Source organism: Vibrio marisflavi CECT 7928 (assembly GCF_921294215.1).
GTDB classification, from domain to species: Bacteria; Pseudomonadota; Gammaproteobacteria; order Enterobacterales; family Vibrionaceae; genus Vibrio; species Vibrio marisflavi.
On sequence record NZ_CAKLDM010000001.1, the window covers coordinates 229262 to 245574 of the forward strand.

The 16313-nt window shown below is 43.2% G+C and carries 11 protein-coding genes; 10 read left to right on the forward strand and 1 reads right to left on the reverse strand.

Features of this window, described 5'->3' with window-relative positions; translation table 11 throughout:
* The first annotated feature begins 7 nt into the window (after nt 1-7).
* The 10 genes from L7A31_RS01065 (at nt 8) to pstS (ending at nt 15402) form a co-directional block, all read left to right on the forward strand.
* Nucleotides 8-1486, forward strand: coding sequence for a type VI secretion system Vgr family protein (locus tag L7A31_RS01065; RefSeq protein WP_237359626.1), 1479 nt, complete (start codon nt 8-10; stop codon nt 1484-1486).
* A 142-nt stretch (nt 1487-1628) separates the two neighbouring features.
* Nucleotides 1629-5294 carry a DUF2169 family type VI secretion system accessory protein gene (locus L7A31_RS01070; protein ID WP_237359627.1) on the forward strand — a complete coding sequence of 1222 codons (3666 nt, stop codon included), beginning with the start codon at nt 1629-1631 and terminating at the stop codon, nt 5292-5294.
* Nucleotides 5281-6393, forward strand: coding sequence for a pentapeptide repeat-containing protein (locus L7A31_RS01075; protein ID WP_237359628.1), 1113 nt, complete (start codon nt 5281-5283; stop codon nt 6391-6393). The genes L7A31_RS01070 and L7A31_RS01075 overlap by 14 nt, the downstream gene beginning before the upstream one ends.
* Complete coding sequence (locus tag L7A31_RS01080) at nt 6390-7046, forward strand: DUF3540 domain-containing protein (protein WP_237359629.1); 657 nt, start codon at nt 6390-6392, stop codon at nt 7044-7046. The genes L7A31_RS01075 and L7A31_RS01080 overlap by 4 nt, the downstream gene beginning before the upstream one ends.
* A 46-nt stretch (nt 7047-7092) precedes the next feature.
* A complete protein-coding gene (locus L7A31_RS01085) occupies nt 7093-7509 on the forward strand; it encodes a PAAR-like domain-containing protein (RefSeq protein WP_237359630.1) in 417 nt (138 codons plus the stop codon).
* A gap of 17 nt (nt 7510-7526) precedes the next feature.
* On the forward strand, nt 7527-8168 hold the full coding sequence (tssJ, locus tag L7A31_RS01090) for a type VI secretion system lipoprotein TssJ (protein ID WP_237359631.1): 642 nt from the start codon (nt 7527-7529) through the stop codon (nt 8166-8168).
* Entirely contained in the window at nt 8165-9532 is a 1368-nt protein-coding gene (gene tssK, locus L7A31_RS01095; protein WP_237359632.1) for a type VI secretion system baseplate subunit TssK, read from the forward strand. The genes tssJ and tssK overlap by 4 nt, the downstream gene beginning before the upstream one ends.
* A gap of 2 nt (nt 9533-9534) precedes the next feature.
* Nucleotides 9535-10275 carry a DotU family type IV/VI secretion system protein gene (locus L7A31_RS01100; RefSeq protein ID WP_237359633.1) on the forward strand — a complete coding sequence of 247 codons (741 nt, stop codon included), beginning with the start codon at nt 9535-9537 and terminating at the stop codon, nt 10273-10275.
* A gap of 14 nt (nt 10276-10289) precedes the next feature.
* Nucleotides 10290-13835, forward strand: coding sequence for a type VI secretion protein IcmF/TssM N-terminal domain-containing protein (locus L7A31_RS01105; RefSeq protein ID WP_237359634.1), 3546 nt, complete (start codon nt 10290-10292; stop codon nt 13833-13835).
* A 505-nt stretch (nt 13836-14340) separates the two neighbouring features.
* The gene (gene pstS / locus L7A31_RS01110) at nt 14341-15402 is read left to right on the forward strand and encodes a phosphate ABC transporter substrate-binding protein PstS (protein WP_237359635.1); all 1062 of its coding nucleotides are present in this window, start codon (nt 14341-14343) and stop codon (nt 15400-15402) included.
* A gap of 59 nt (nt 15403-15461) precedes the next feature.
* On the opposite strand, the gene fghA is transcribed toward pstS, so the two are convergent.
* Nucleotides 15462-16304, reverse strand: coding sequence for an S-formylglutathione hydrolase (fghA, locus tag L7A31_RS01115; RefSeq protein ID WP_237359636.1), 843 nt, complete (start codon nt 16302-16304; stop codon nt 15462-15464).
* Nucleotides 16305-16313 lie beyond the last annotated feature (9 nt).

Genomic DNA, 16313 nt, shown 5'->3' on the forward strand with positions numbered 1-16313 from the left:
TCAAACCATGCTACAGCAATCTAACTTCATTATTTCCGGAATCGACAATAAATTTACCCTGATAAAATTCCATGGTGTAGAAGCGCTTTCGACTGCTTATACCTTTGAACTTGAAGTGAGTACTAACAAGCTTATCGAGCATCCAGATAGATTGCTTTGGCAATCTTGCGAATTCACAATGTGTCACACTCGAGAGCGGACCATTGGTGGGATGGTGACGCAGGTTGAGGTGATAAAAAAGGTCGATGAACTCTATTTTTATAAGCTGATCGTACGTCCTACGCTCTGGGGACTTAGTGAAGAAGTGGGTTGTGAAGTCTTTCTTGATATGTCTGTTATAGACGTTATTTCTCAGGTGTTGGCAAAGCCTCGCAATGGCCTACAAATCCCATTTGAACTAAAGACCAATGAAGATTATGAGCCCAGAGAAATAACAGTTCAATTTAATCAGTCCAGCTTTGACTTTATCAACGTTCTGATGGAGTCGTATGGCTTGTACTACTACTTCGAACACAAAGATGGCACCGAAAAGCTCATCATTACTGACAACAAAGTGGTACATCAGAAGCTTGCAGCTGAAGACTATCGCTATTACTTGCCGACAGGCCTAGATTTGATTGATCAAGATAACTTAATCAGCGAGTTCAAAATTCAGTGTAGAGCCCGAGCAAAGAATGTTTTGCTGAAAAACTATAACTATCAGAAGCCAGATGTCGAAGTTGAAGGTATCTCTTCGATTGATGACAAAGGAGTAGGACAACAGTATTACTACGGCGATCAATTTAGTTCTAGGAAAGAAGGAAACTTGCTTGCCAAGCTGAAATCTGAGCAGCTAAAAGCAAAAACAAACCTGTGCTTTGCTAAAGCGAGCGATCCGCAAATGATGCCGGGGTGTACATTTGCCCTAACAGACTACTTTATCGACAGTGCAAACCAAGACTATCTTGTCGTCGCTATCACTCACCAAGGCCATACTGGAAGTGCTGAAAACGAGCTGAGTTATTCCAATGAATTCGAATGCCTTTCTACAAACCTTCAATACCGAAGCCAAGAAAAGACGCCGAAAATAAAAATACACGGTGTGATTAATGGAACCATTGATGCTTCAGGCGAAGAAGACCTAGATTTCCAAGGCCGATATAAAGTGTTGTTCAATTTTGATTTGAGTAACCCAGATGCTGGAAAAGCTTCACACAGAATGCGATTGCTTACCCCTTATAGCGACTCTGCTGGTGGTATGCATTTCCCACTGAGAGAAGGCACTGAAGTGAAAATAGCCTTTGAGCATGGAGATCCAAGTCGACCAGTTATTGTTGGCGCAGTACCAAACCCGAATACCCCGAGTGTTGTAAATGATCTAAACAGTACTTCTCATGTGATCAAGTCTTCTAGTGGCTCACAAATCTCTATGTCTGATGGGGCGAGTAGCAGCACAATTCTGATTTCTTCGGACGATCAGAACAGCTTTATACGGATTACGAAGTAATGATGATTGCGTAAAAATATTCACCAAATTTATATGTATGACAATATGTTAGAGCATGTTGAGCAAGTAATAAATCTTTCACAAATCTGTCGTACAGTACGTGAATCTGTTACGAGGGTAACTCGTTTTACATGGAGAAATAATGCGCGTCATTAAGTCCCTAAACCAAGGGATACTCACTCATTCATTTGTTGTTGCGGGCAAGCCCCGAGAAGCCGTAACGGCTATTTATGGCTTCGACTTGCTTGACCCTAACAAACGTCTAAGCGAACAACAGCTCTGGCAACGTTGCGTTGAGCTGTTGGGTGACGTGCCGTTAGATTTGGGAATGCCAAAAGTACAGGGTGAGTGGCTAGTGTGTGGTTCTGCTTATACTGGCGATAAAGAAAGGCAGGCAGTGCGCGTTTCTGCTCAAGTCGGGATGCAACACAAGGCATTGGATGTGCTAGGGAGAAGGCATTGGCAAAAATCTCGCTATGGCTTGAGCCTTTCTCATCCCGAAAACTTTGAGCAGATGCCGATCCGTTGGGGCTATGCGGTTCGAGGCGAGGGTGCAACGATGAATCCGGTAGGGATTTCTCCTCCACCAAATAAAAACGAAGCCCAAGGCCAGTTGCATGCAGGTATCTATTATCCCGGGGAGTCTCAGTCGGAATGGAGTGCGAAACCGCGACCTGCAGGGTTTATGCCTGTAGATATCATGCAGCCAAAGAGGCAAAAGTTACTTGGTACGTACAATGAAGAGTGGCAGCAAACTACTTGGCCAAATTATGCCAAAGATTTTGACCCACTGTTTTATAACGTTGCACCAGAAGATCAAAGGATTGCAGGCTACTTTCAAGGTGGCGAGCCTTATGCGCTGGTCAACTTACACCCAGACTATGAAACCATCCAAGGCAAGATACCTTATTTTCAGCCCAGAGCCTTTTTAAGGCGCGTAGTCGGTGAGAATCTTGTGGTGAGTGAAGTGCCATTACATTGCGACACATTGTGGATGTTTCCTGATACTAATACTGGGATATTGTTGTTTCACGGTAGTGCACCGATTGACGATGAAGAAGGGCTAGATATTCAAGAGGTGTTGCTCTCAGAGGATCCGCACGGCAGCGTACCTAAGCCAATCGAGTATTACGTTGAGCTGTTTGATAGGGCGCAAACCACGGAGTATATTGCTGAGCAAATTGGCATTGATATGTCGCCGATGGAAGAGGCTAAAGCTGATATCGCCAAAGCCGAAAAATTAATGGAAGATGCGCCGAAATATATGCAGTTTCGGATTGATCAGGTGAAAGGCGCTACACCTAGTCCACAAACCAGCATGGTTAAGGCCAACCAAGTCATGATGGCTCAGTTGGATGACCGAATCGCGTCTTTAGCTGAAATGGAAAAACACTTAGAGAAAAATCCAGTTAATCCGGATGTAAAAGCAAGTGTTGTCAAAGGGCAAAAAGAGCTGGCTGGAGCTAAAGACAAGCTCGCCGAGAATATCCAAAATCTGTCTGAGATGAAAAACAAAGTTGCAGGTGTTTCAACCAAGCTATCCGCATTTCCTGACAAACTTGAAAAGGACAAGCAAGATCTAGAAAGCCAACTAGATGAGCTAGGGGATCAATTTGAAATAAAACATACTTGGAGTGACCAAGCTTCCTCTTTGGTATATCTAGCCAATCAAAACCTCACGGTTAAAAAGTTCGACGAGAAAAAAGAGCAACTCGAGAGTTTAGGTTTCCGGGAACTTTATTTTCAAATGTACCTATTGGGTTGGATAGATGAACAAACGCCGTTTATTCCTGAGCATTGGCAACTTGATGGACCTGTAGAGAGGGAAACATATGGCCCCGGCTGGGTATTTGCTCAGCACAAAGAGGGTGAAATCAAGTCGATCACCATTCGCCCAGACAATATTTCTTCAGCGGAGGCTGATTATTTAATTGCAGGTTCTGAAGCGGTAGGCTGGCACTCAGGAGTTGAAGCGCCAGCAAAGATCATCGTTACTGACTTAGTTTCATCTTGGATATTGGCTCAGGCACTAGCTGACTATACAGATATTATCTTTCTGAAAGAAGCGGGTGAGCAACTCGATCCAGAAGTAGAAAAAGCGCTCGATGAGTCAGACCACATATATCTGGCTTGTTCATCTAAAACACCTCTTAAAGACTGGCAAGAACGGTTTGCTAAAATCAAACCGCTTTATTATCCGCAAGATGTCGAGATTGTTCATTTCCATCAGCAAGAAATTGAGCCGCTGACTTGGCTAAATGAACAGCTACACTCGGTACTTTACGCTCACCTTTGTGATTACAAAAAGCAACGTTGTGAGGAGCGCCAAAAAGAGGTCTCTCCGAAGCAGATTTATAGCCAAATGAAAGCTCATTCTGATCAAAAGGCGGTAGAAGCTTTTGGCTTTAACCCTATGGAACATGACGATCCAGTTGGCTTCAAAATGCAGCAGGCTTTAAACAATCTCAATAGCACTATGAAGTCGAGGCCAGATGCACAAAGGTATGATACATACCTTGATGAAGTGAAGAAGCAATTTGCTGAAGCCAAAGTAAAATATAACCAGCCTCCAGAACTCTTTGCCGACGATAGCTCTGAGTTAAAAAAGCGCTTCTCAGACATCAAACAGCAGCTCGATACTGCATCGAAGAAGCAAAATGTTCCAGTCGAAAAAATGATTGATAAGGAAGAATTTGCCCAGTTTGAAGAGAAAATGATGGCGATGATGGTTGAGATGGAGCCATTAAAAGAAAAGCTTAAAGATCTTCAAGGACAGATGAACCAAGATGAAGATAGAGACTATCAAGAGCTGACTCGCCAGGACGTAATTTATCGTTACGCTGCTCGCCTTTCTTTTGCAAAGAAAAATTTATCCGAGCTAGATTTGTCTGGTATTGACCTCTCTGGAGCGAGTTTTCAAGACGCTATTTTAAGTAAAACCAACTTTAGCGGTTGCAACTTATCGGGTTGTCAATTTAGCAATGCAATCGCAGATGAGGCGGATTTTACTCAGTCCAATGTTTCTAAGGCTCAATTTCATCATGCAATCCTAACTCAGACGAGCTTTGTCAAAGCTGAAGCCAAGTTAGCCGACTTTTCTCACGCGACCATGGTCGAGAGCAATTTAGCCCAAGCAAACCTGACAAAAACGGTGTGGTCGAGCGCAATGGCGAATCAAAGCTGCTTTGTGCAGGCTGATTTACGCCAGTCAGATCTTAGTAATGGCGTATTTATTGAAGCGGATTTTACTCAAGCTGATATGAAGCAGAGCTTAACAGGTCAAGCGGTATTTAATGATGCAACACTGCGCTCCGCAGACTTACGTTTGAGCAAAGGAAACAAAGCTATTTTTTGGGGAGTGAAGGGAGAAGGTTCTCAGTGGGACCGAGCTCAATTGAATGGGGTAAGGTTTGGCCCCGTCGACTTAACCAAGGCGCATGGCCGTTACGCTGATTTTTCCAACTGTTTAGTTAAAGGAGCAACCTTCGATAAAGCGGATTTTAGAGGCAGCAACTTCTCTCGTGGTTTTATGGACAGCATGCAAGCCAACCACACACTTTTCGATGGAGCAAACCTTTGCAACGCGCAGCTCACACGCGGCAATTTCCAACATTCGTCTTTCAAAGCGGTGAATGGCATGCAATCAACCCTTTTCCGCAGCCAGTTTCAACATGCCGATCTGTACGCTAGTAATTTCTATAGTGCTGATTTTAGAAAGATAGAGTTTGGCAATACTCACTTGAAGGGCATCAATGTGGACACAACAATTTTGCATCACAAGTTGGAGATATTTGATGAACAGGAATGAGTTTAAGCGCTTGCTTCGCGAATACGCATTCATCGAAGACAAAGACTTGTCGGGCTGCAATATGAGCTGCCTCGATCTGACTGAAGTACGTTTTTTGCGTTGCGATTTATCCGGTGTGAACTTGTCTGATAGCAACTTGGCCCATGGTATGTTTGAAACTTGCAACCTTCATGGAGCAAATCTTGATAATGCAAAACTCGATCATGTTGTGTTGATGAAAAGTGATTTAACTAACGTTAACTTGTCTCGCACCAGTATGGAAAACGGCATGGTTTCAGAATGTTGCTTAAAGGGGGCAGAGCTAAGCAAAGCCACATGGAGCAGCTCAATTATCCAAGATTGCAACTGCGAGAGTGCGAGATTTAAAGGATCGAAACTACACGGTTCTATTATCAAAGGTTGCAGCTTGGAATTTTGTGATTTTTCTGGTTTGTTCATTGAAAAAATAGCTTTTGACGGAGTGTGCTTCGATCATGCTGATTTTAGCCATGCTTTGCTGACCAAAAGTTATATATCCGAATGCGATCTTTCGAAATGCCTGCTGGCGAATACAGAGTTTCGTGCGATGCAAGCAAATGAGTGTAACTTCAACGGTCAAAACTTAAGTTCTAGTGTGTTGGAACAGAGTTACTTCATGGGTTCTAGTTTTATCAATGCCGACCTTTCAGGGGTTCATGGCGCGCACACCGCATTCACTAATGCAGATTTAACAGGGGTGAACTTATCCCAAGCTAATCTAAGTCATTCAAACTTTGATGGTTCGCTACTAATGGATGCAAACTTTTCTAACGCGAATTTGCTTCAGGCGCAGATGACGAACCTAAAAGCACAGCGAGCCTCATTCAACTGTTGCAGCTGCAAGCAAGCAAATTTCTCTCATTCCGACCTGTCGTACGCTGATTTGTCACGGGCAAATTTTAGCTTTTGCGATTTCCACAATCTTGAGCATGAACATGCGAATTGGAAAGGCAGCGTTAAGTTAGGCGCGCGTTGGGATGATGAGGTACGAACGAAAGCGGAAAACTGGCAAGTGCCTTTGAGTATTCAACAAGAAATCGAACAAGCACTCTCCGAATCAGACACGAGGACATCAATATGATGGCAGCGAAAATTACAGCAACATCATTGAATAGTAAACAAGAGTGGTTGATGCACTCGGGTGTAGTAACAAATCAGTTCGCTTCAGGCTTTCAGGTTAAGTGTGAATCTGGACTTGTTGGAGCTCAAGTTGCAGCAAGCTGTTTATTGCAGCCGAATATTGGTGATCGAGTTTTATGTAGCGGAAATAGCTCAGAAGCATTCATATTGGCGGTTTTAGAGCGCTCTGCAGTAGAGGAGTATCAGCTGCACATTCCGGGAGACTTAAATGTGCAGTCCAGCGGAAGAATGACGCTCAAATCTGATACCAATTTAACCTTAAGCAGTAACGAGCAGACCGAGCTGACATCAGACAAAATGAATGTAGAAGTAAGAGAAGCCACTATGACAGCGCAGCAATCTCATTTTATTGGCCAAAAAAGTTTCTTTCATGTTGAGAAGTTAAGTTGGATAGGTAAACAAATTGAGCAGGTAGCAGATCGTGTGTTTCAGCGATTCAACATGCAGACTAAAAAAATCTCGGGACACGAAGAAAAACAGACAAAGTCGAGCCGCCATTTAATAGAAAAAGACTACGTCGTTCAGTCACAAAACTCTCTACATCATGCAGAGAAAAACATGCACCTTGACGGTGAAAAAATTCACTTGGGCTAACTTTTGTTCGCCAATTTATCTACTTCTAAATGATAAGGAATAGCTAATGCCAGGTTTTGCTATTACCGCTGGTGGCAGTGTGACTATTGCGACGCCAGATGTCACTGCGGTTCCATCGCCCACTGGCCCGCTGCCAATGGTTGGAGCCAATATGGCCTCTAGTGCAATGAGTATTCCCCCAACCACTGTGTTGAATGTGCTAGTCAATGGCATGCCTGCAACGAACCAGATGACGATGACGGCGACCAGCATGTCAACAAGTCCACCTGTTGCGATGGGGGTGGCCTCTGGGTGCCCAAATGATATGGGGAGCAAGAATATGCAAGGTAGCATCACCACCATGATGGGTAACGCTCCTGTAGTCAGCATGTGCAATGTGACGGCCCAAAATGGTTTGTCTCCTAATTCGGTTGGAATGCATCAGGCCTCTACGTCCAATCAAACAGTACTAATTCAAAGTTAAGTGAGTAGGAGCAATATATGCTGATTCGTTGTCGCCAAATTGTATCTTCGCTAGGGATTGTTTTGGCTTTTGCTCTGGCGGGTTGTTCTTCTGAGCCTCAGCCAACAGGCAATATTTCGCAAGTGCCTGTGAAAGATCCAAGCCAGATTCATTGGGATTGGCAATCTGACGCCGTTAAGCTGTCTCTGAAAGCCGATCCCCAATTGAATTATTACAATGGTCAGTCACATGCACTGATGCTATGTATCTACCAACTGAAAAATAAAGCTAGCTTTGAAGACTTGAAAAAAAGTCCTGCAGGTATATCGAGGCTGCTGCAATGCAATGGATATGACCAAAATGTAGTTTATAGCCAACGTCTATTTGTCCAGCCAAGTGAGTTGAAAACCTTTGATTTTCCGAGGTATCAGGATGTTAAGGCTATTGGAATCGTTGCTGGCTACGCAAACCCAATGGGCGACAATGTATCAAAAGCCTTTGACATTCCTATTGATAAACAAACCACAGGCATGATCTGGAAAACAAACTGGTATAAGCCCGGGAAGCTATCTGTGCAACTTATCTTAGGTAGGCAATTGATCGAAACCGGTTTTGAAGGGAAAGGGGTTCCTCACAAGACAAGAAATATGAGCGACCAAAAAGAGGAAACTAAGGCATGAATCAGCCACTGTATTGGCATCAGGGCTTGCTGCTACAACCGCAACACTTTCAATTGGAAAGTCAGTTCCACCAATGGCAGCTAAGTCAAACTCGTGCTTTAACTCAAAACTACCCATGGGGTGTAGTGTCTTTAAACATTCGAGAAAATGCACTCACTGACAAACAGTTTGTGATTCAAGAATGCGAAGTGCTATTTCCGGATGGCAGTCTTTGTAAATTGAATGAAAATGCTGTGATTTCCAACCGCCAGTTTGAAGAAGATTGGGTTGAGACTGGAAAGTCATTCCCTGTTTATATCGGCCTGAAGCATTGGCAAAACAGCGGAAAAAATGTAACTGAGGTGCACGACTCTTCACAAATGGCAGAAGCCAATAGCCGATATGCCGCGTTGTCTAACCCTAAAGAAGTGAATGACTTATATGGGGAAGGTGCATCTGGTCAAGTCAAGCCTTTGCAGTATGTGCTGAAAATTTTTTGGCAAGATGAACTAGATGTTGCTGGTGACTATCATTTGATTCCAATAGCAAGGTTGGAGCGAGACGGTCAGAGAATTTTTCTGAGTGATCGTTTTTTGCCACCTGTGACCAACTTGCACAAATGGTCGAGTATGCGCAGCCTGTTTCGGGATATGCTGGATCAATTAGTGTCGCGAGCTAAGCAGTTAGAGCGCTTTAAAAAACCTACTTCTGCAAAACGTATGTCCTCAGGAGACAGCGATGTCACGTTGGCGTTTGCTATGCGTTCACTGAATCGATGTGCTTGCCAAATTCAGTGTTTGCTAGAGTCACAAATTATGTCGCCGTGGGATGCATGGACAACTCTCAGCGAAATACTGGCAGAACTCAGCAGTTTCGTGACAGATTTTAGTGTTGCGGGCGAACCGGGAGTTCAGCGCTGGCCGTCATATGATCACCTTGAACTCCACGCGATGTTTGAGTGTTGCCAACAGCAGTTAACTCAGATGCTACACAGTATTGTCGTTGGACCTGAATACGCATTGCGATTTGAATCTCAACAAGGCGCTTGGCATGCACAGTTGCCCGAGCGCGCATTAAAAGGCGAATACCGCTATTGGTTGTGGATTGCTGGATTCAGCCCGAGCCAGTATGTAGAGCTAGCAAGCCGAATTAAAGTCAGTGCCAGTGGCCAATTGCCGAATTTGATGGCTCGCGCGATATCAGGAATCCCTCTCATCGTACAACATGAAGCGCCTGCAGGGTTACCACGAGCAGATGATGGTATCTACTGTGAGTTAGACTGCCGTTCTCCACTATGGAGCCAAGTCGTTGAAAGTCGCAGCTTAGGAGTGAGTGGACTGGCTCCTGAACAATCCAACATGCAACTATTCATTACTCGGGGATAATCATGACTTTACTAGAGTGCTTTCAGCCATTGATGGCGGCCGTTAGGCAGCTTATTGAAACCAACCCTTCTGACCTAGAACCTGTCGCTTCTTCTGGTGTGATGCTAAATAGTGTTCGTACTGCCGAGCCTTGCATGGATGTCGCTCAAGAAGCAAGAGTCGAGCCTGTTTGGAAACAAACTTTAGAGACTCTACGCCTTGATGCAGAGTCCGCGGCATTGCAGCTTGGGCTTGCAAAACAAGTGGTCGATGAAGCTAGGTTTGCTGTCTATGTCTGGATTGATGAAGCTATCTTGAGCTCACCACTAGGTACTCAAGGGTTTTGGCAACCTTGGCAATGGCATTTCTTCCAAACCCATATTGGAGGAGAGGAGTTTTTTGAACGTTTACAACTTCATAGCGGAAACTCAAAAAATGAACATCAAATGCAGCTGCTGTCGATCTATGCGTTTTGTTTAGGGATGGGTTTTTGTGGCAAATATGCCAACTTCCACAATACTGAACTGCAAAAAGTTCGTTTATCACTCAGTCAAAAATTGTTGGCAGATAAACCATTGATGCCGTCAGGTAGTGAAACGCTGCCAGCTACTCCAATACAAAAGATGATGAAGAAAAGCCCGATGTGGAGACTCATTGATCCATTTCGCTTAGGACTAATTATCGTCGCAGCTGGTCTTACGACAAGCGTTTACTTCCTCTATCAAACACTACTTAACGCCCAGTTAATGGGCTGGTTCAGTTAAAGGTAAAATTCAATATGTCAGGTTCTAAACGGAAGTGGCTTTGGAGCACTTTTAAGCTTATTTTGCTTTTAGTTCTTATCGCGGTAGTGAGTGCTGCTGTGTTTTTTTGGGTGGAGTTAGAGCAGTGGCCATGGTGGTCAGGTGCTGTCATTTTATCAGGTATTGCAGCTATTGTTTGCGCCATCTATTTATTAAGAAGATACATACTCCGTTACCGTGAGCGAAAGTTTGTCGAGCATGTCGTCAAGCATGACAAAGATGCCATCGAAACTAGCCAGTGGTCACTTCGTCAAAGCTGCAATGAGTTAGACCAACGTTGGAACAAAGCGCTGGAACAACTGAAATCTTCTCGTTTAAGGAGCCAAGGGCATCCATTATATGTACTTCCTTGGTATTTGGTTATCGGTGAGGAAGGTTCAGGTAAATCGACAATTTTGGAAAACTGTGGTTTAAGCAGTGTGCTTGCTCCATTGAAGGAGCTGTCGGAGCATTCAACTCAGCATTGTGATTGGTGGTTCTTTGAGCAAGGGGTGTTTCTTGATACGTCGGGTAAGTACTTCAACGTCGATGATACAAATAGTGAAACAGAGTGGAAGCACTTACTCACCTTGTTAGCCAGATCTCGTAGAAGAGAGCCTATCAATGGGTTGCTGGTTAGTTTAAGCGTGTATGATTTACTCAACTTAGACACAGACCAACTGCAGAAGAAAGGGCGTCAATTAAGGTTGAAATTGGATACCTTGATGAAAGTCATGGGCGCTCAAATTCCTGTCTATTTAATGCTGACAAAGTGCGATCAGATTTATGGCTTTGAAAGTTATGCGCTTGAGCTTGATTCGTCCAAGCGCGATGAATTATTTGGTTGCATCAACTCTGATAGAGAGTTGTCTCCTGAACAAGTGATTTCAAAAGCGCTCGCTTACATTAGCGATCAACTGCTTACTCATCAGCTTGAACAGCTACAAGGTTTGTCGCCACTTCCAACTCATACACTGCTGTTAGCAAGAGAAATTGAAAACCTACATCAAGCGCTTATCGCATTTGCGGAGAGTGCATTTGGTGTCACACCTTATCACGAGCCAATATATTTCCGTGGTTTAAGCTTAAGCTCTGCATTGTCCAAGGCTGCACCGTTACCAACAGTTATCCCTTCCTTAAAGACGGAAAGTAGTAGTGGAACAAATGCGTTAGCGAGTTTTGAGGCCAATTCACCGGCTGTTATGTCGCACAATCATGCGTTTGTGTTCGAAGGACATAGGAAGCCAATTGTGGAGGAAACGTCAGGTGAGGCTAAACGACATTTAAAAGGCCTGTTCTTAAATGACCTCTTTGCTCGTTGGCTACCAAATGATCGCCATGCCTATCAGTTTAGTAACCCTTTCATGCAGTGGAGAAAATGGACAGGGAATTTGTCGGTCACTGTGTTGCTGTTACTGATGTTTTTTGCGGTTGGTGGGATGAGTTTAGACTATATTCAAACTCAAAATAGCTATGCATCTCTGACTAAAGAAATCAATCAAGTTCAATCGTTGTCAGCCGTAGCGAGCAACAATCTAACCTATGGCCAATTGGATCAGAGGCGCTTAACGCTACAAGGTTTGCAGGTCGCTATACACCGAGCTGAACGTGGTCACCAATTGTTGTCAAAACTAGGTTTAGACCTATGGATCCACAAAGGTTTGAGTTTAGCTAAACAAGAATACGTAAAGTCTTATCAACGGTATTTATTTGATGCTATCAATCCTTCTTTATACCGAGCCATCAACAATACTGACCCAACTTCAATTGACCGTGTAGGTAATGGGATTGACTATTTAGCATGGAGAATCAGTCAAATTCAATCCAAGTTAGGTACTAGCTCTCAGAAACCGTTACCTTTGCAAGGGCACACAGATTTAAATGCGCTTCAGTTCGATCCTTTGGGTTTTGTCAGCCAAATTGACTCGCAACAGATGTTTGTAGATTTCGTACGTTGGACTAACAGCAAAAGCCAGCTTGAGCATATTTTAGTTCAAACGCAGAATCATTTGCAGGTTGCGCTAGCTCGTCATCCATTGTCGAGTTGGTTAAATCAGTGGATAGAAGACTCAAGCCAAATTCAAGCGGTTAGTGCATCAAGCTTTTGGCAGGCAGGCTTATTGAGTGGCACTGATATTTCTGTACCGGGCTCTTATACTCTTGAAGGAAAAAAGTTTGTTGATGACTTTTTACTTCAGTTGGAAGAGAGTGGTAATACTGCCGTAAATACTCAAATAAAACGTTATCAGCAAGAGTATATTCGTCAGTTTGTTTCTCAGTGGATTAAGTTTTATCAGCAGTTCCCTGCTTCAGCAAAAGGGTTGAGTGTTAGCGATAGAGTACAAATTGCAAATCAGATGCCTTATCAAAACAACCCGTTTAGTCAGGTACAACAAAAAACATTGTCTGAGCTCAAGGGGCTGGGTAGTGCGGTGAGCGCACACAATTGGCAAAGTTTGTATTTGTCACAAGCAATTGAAAACAAGTATTGGAACAGTAAGCAGAGCAAAGGATTATTGAGCAAAGGCTCTCAAATGTTGCAAGATACCTCTTCCAAATTAGCGAGTGACGACCCTGCATTCAAGCAGAAACTAGAAAAAGGAGTCAGCTTGTACGCGAACTACCAAGACGCGATGAGCCAGATTCTCGATCACATCAGCAATGAAGCCACAGCTTTCCAAAGCATTAGTGCTCTATTTGTGAACCCTAGTGCAGGCTCGCCAGAGCTTAAAGCATCGAACTCTGCAACTCGGCTTGAGCAGCTGCTACAGTCAAATGGAGCTTACCCCAATGGTGGTACGCTCTATTCCGATAGCTTCCAGTTCATGTTGCAGACGGGTATTCGACTGGCAGCAAACCAGCTTCAGTCTGACTGGGAAGCCCAAGTTTATGGTCCGTTGCAATATGTGTCGACTCAAGATAAAAGAAACAAGTTGTTCTCGCCAAACGGTTTGCTTAACTCATTTATCCATGGTGCGGGTAAAGGGTTTATTAAAATGGGGGCACAAGGTTGGGAGCCGTCCTCTTTCATGGGGACTAGTTTACCGTTTGTACGAGGCTTTTTCTCATTCATCGACCAAAGTGAATACCTAAAGCAGGATCTGAAAGATGACTACAAAGTAGCGGTAGAAGCCATGCCGATGGGAGTAAACCCAGATGCTGCCAATCATCCATATGAGTCAGAATTAGTGCTTTCTTGCTCTGATAAACAGCAGCAGCTAATGAATTACAATTATTCTCAGAGTAAGCTTTTTGATTGGAAACCAGCAAGTTGTGGTCAAACAAAGCTAACGATTCGCTTCAATGGCTTTGAGATTAATAAAATATATTCGGGAATCAATGGTTTCCAGAATTTCTTAAGTCAATTTAGAAATGGTGCAGTAACGTTTGTTCCGAAGGACTTTCCATCTAGCCAGCAAATATTAGAGCAAAACCATATAGTGTGGATGAAAATTCAATACCGATTCCAAGGTAATTTACCAATTGTAGCGTTGAAAAATAAAGGTACTTTTAAAGTGCCACTAAAGATTGTTTCAAATTGAGGAAAGTAAATAATGTCTAGTCGAAGTCGGAGCAATTTTAGTGATAGTTCATGTTGGCAAGGCAGGAAGCTGCCATTGCTTATGTTTGGAGTTTGGTTGGTAGCATGTCTTCTAATAGTAGGAGTGTCCCTTGGGCTAGCAGGAGATTCAATCCAGATAAAGCATTTAGTAGCGGCACAGTTGGAAAATACTCATATTATTGATATTACGCATCAAATTACTAGGCACATTTAAACTTAAGGCTACATTCAGTAGCGATTAAATATTTTTCGAGTTATTGGTAGCCAGTACTGTATTAATATAGTGCTGGCTTTTTACTGTTAGCTATATTTGGCTCTTGCATTTATGTTGTTAATACTATTGATGTGTCTGTGTTTTTATTTTGTATTAACATTGACAGTACTATTTTAAATAATAGAATCCTTACGGCTGAATAAGATGGATTTTAACCGGCGTTAAATATGGAAAATATTAATTACAGATAAATTGTCATTTAGTGTTGGTTATGAATAAAAATTTAAAAACTAATATAGTGAGATTTGTTGCTATTATATTGTCACTATTTATATCGAGCTGTGCTTTTGCGAATGCAGTAAAGGTTTCAGGATCAGGTTCTTCTATCGCTGAGCCAGCCATGTTGATGTGGACTAAAAATTATCAGCGTCAGACAGGGAATCAAGTCTCTTACGTCGCAACAGGATCTGGGGCAGGTGTTGATAATCTGGAGAAGGGTAATCGTAGTTTTGCGTTGACTGATATGCCATATAGTCAAACGATTTTAGATGAACATCATTGGGTTCAGTTTCCAATGATGGTTTCTATGGTCGACATTGTTTACAACTTACCGGGCATAACGAAACCTTTGACCTTAAATGGCCCCGTTATTGCGGACATGTATTTAGGTAAAATTGTTTGGTGGGATAACCCTGCGATTAAACAGCTTAATCCAGAGGTGAATCTACCTCATAAGAAAATTGTGCTTATGTATCGTAGTACTGAATCCGGAACAACCTATGCGTTTTCTCACTATTTAAGCGAGGTATCTGACAAGTGGACGAGTATCCATGATGGTACTTTGAAGCTAATCGATATGCCAGCAAACTCCGTGGGAGAGCGTTTAAGCTCACAGCTTGCTTTAAGTGTGAAGAATGTACCTTATTCGATAGGTTATGTTTCAGATCGTTATGCGCAAAATCAACACTTAGCGAAAGCAGAGTTGGTCAATCATGATGGGATGACACTTTCACCATCGATGCTAAGTGCTTATGCTGCGCTAGTGAATATTCCTGAGAGTAGCCAAGGTATGCTAACGAAAGTGGTTAACTTACCAGGGACTGAAAGCTGGCCAATCTTAGCGACAACATTTATGCTGGTGCCAGAGCATACCGATAACAAAGCGACAATTTCTTCAATCTTAAAGTTCTGCTCTTGGGTGCTTGTGTCAGGCAACAAAGAAACCTTAAATCTTGGTTATATTCCTGTCCCTCATAGCTTTCGAGTGCAAATTCGAGAGTTGTGGCAATTTAGCTTTCCCAAAGTAAAGCTCGATTACAATACGTTTTTCTAGAATACTGGTGCGCTAATAAATGCCCCAGTAGTGGTGTCTGCTGGGGCATTAAAAAACAACTAGTCAGCGAATAGGTATTTCGCGTGGAACTGTATGTGCTCGTCGATAAAACTGGAGATAAAGTAGTAGCTATGGTCATAACCGGACTGCATGCGAACTTGTACAGGTGATTGGTTAAGATTAGCCGCTTCAATTAGAGTCTCAGGTTTAAGTTGCTCAGTGAGAAAACCATCTAAATCACCTTGATCGACCAAGATAGGTAGTACTGAACGGCTTTTTTTTAGCAGTTCCACTGAGTCATATTCAAGCCAGCTGTCACGGTTGTCTCCGAGGTAGGTACTAAATGCCTTCTGTCCCCAAGGTACATTGATTGGGTTGCAAATCGGGCTAAATGCAGAAATAGAACGATACTGGTCAGGGTTTTTTAGGCCGATGGTTATCGCCCCATGCCCTCCCATACTGTGTCCAGCAATGGATTTGATGTTGGATACCGCAAAGTTAGTTTCGACAATGTTAGGTAGCTCTTCGGTCACATAGTCATACATTTGATAGTGATTTGCCCATGGCTGCCTCGTCGCATTGAGATAAAAACCAGCACCTTGCCCCAAATCGTAATCTTCAGCGTTGGCCACAGATTCACCTCTTGGGCTAGTGTCGGATGCAATGATGGCGATACCCAATTCTGACGCTTTACCAAATGCTCCGGCTTTTTGCATAAAATTTTCATCGGTGCAGGTGAGTCCAGAAAGCCAATATATGGCAGGTACTGGATTGGACTGAGTTGCATTGTGTGGGATGAATATAGCAAAGCGCATGTCGCAATTTAGCGTATCCGATTGGTGAGTGTACTGGATATGCCAGCCGCCAAACACTTTATTTCGGCTGATTTCTTTGACGCTCATAGATCTTCC

What these genes read in the sequence shown, in the direction of transcription:
- L7A31_RS01065 (WP_237359626.1), top strand. Translation starts at nt 8, where the DNA reads ATGCTACAGCAATCTAACTTCATTATTTCCGGAATCGACAATAAATTT.
- L7A31_RS01070 (WP_237359627.1), top strand. Translation starts at nt 1,629, where the DNA reads ATGCGCGTCATTAAGTCCCTAAACCAAGGGATACTCACTCATTCATTT.
- L7A31_RS01075 (WP_237359628.1), top strand. Translation starts at nt 5,281, where the DNA reads ATGAACAGGAATGAGTTTAAGCGCTTGCTTCGCGAATACGCATTCATC.
- L7A31_RS01080 (WP_237359629.1), top strand. Translation starts at nt 6,390, where the DNA reads ATGATGGCAGCGAAAATTACAGCAACATCATTGAATAGTAAACAAGAG.
- L7A31_RS01085 (WP_237359630.1), top strand. Translation starts at nt 7,093, where the DNA reads ATGCCAGGTTTTGCTATTACCGCTGGTGGCAGTGTGACTATTGCGACG.
- tssJ (WP_237359631.1), top strand. Translation starts at nt 7,527, where the DNA reads ATGCTGATTCGTTGTCGCCAAATTGTATCTTCGCTAGGGATTGTTTTG.
- tssK (WP_237359632.1), top strand. Translation starts at nt 8,165, where the DNA reads ATGAATCAGCCACTGTATTGGCATCAGGGCTTGCTGCTACAACCGCAA.
- L7A31_RS01100 (WP_237359633.1), top strand. Translation starts at nt 9,535, where the DNA reads ATGACTTTACTAGAGTGCTTTCAGCCATTGATGGCGGCCGTTAGGCAG.
- L7A31_RS01105 (WP_237359634.1), top strand. Translation starts at nt 10,290, where the DNA reads ATGTCAGGTTCTAAACGGAAGTGGCTTTGGAGCACTTTTAAGCTTATT.
- pstS (WP_237359635.1), top strand. Translation starts at nt 14,341, where the DNA reads ATGAATAAAAATTTAAAAACTAATATAGTGAGATTTGTTGCTATTATA.
- fghA (WP_237359636.1), bottom strand. Translation starts at nt 16,304, where the DNA reads ATGAGCGTCAAAGAAATCAGCCGAAATAAAGTGTTTGGCGGCTGGCAT.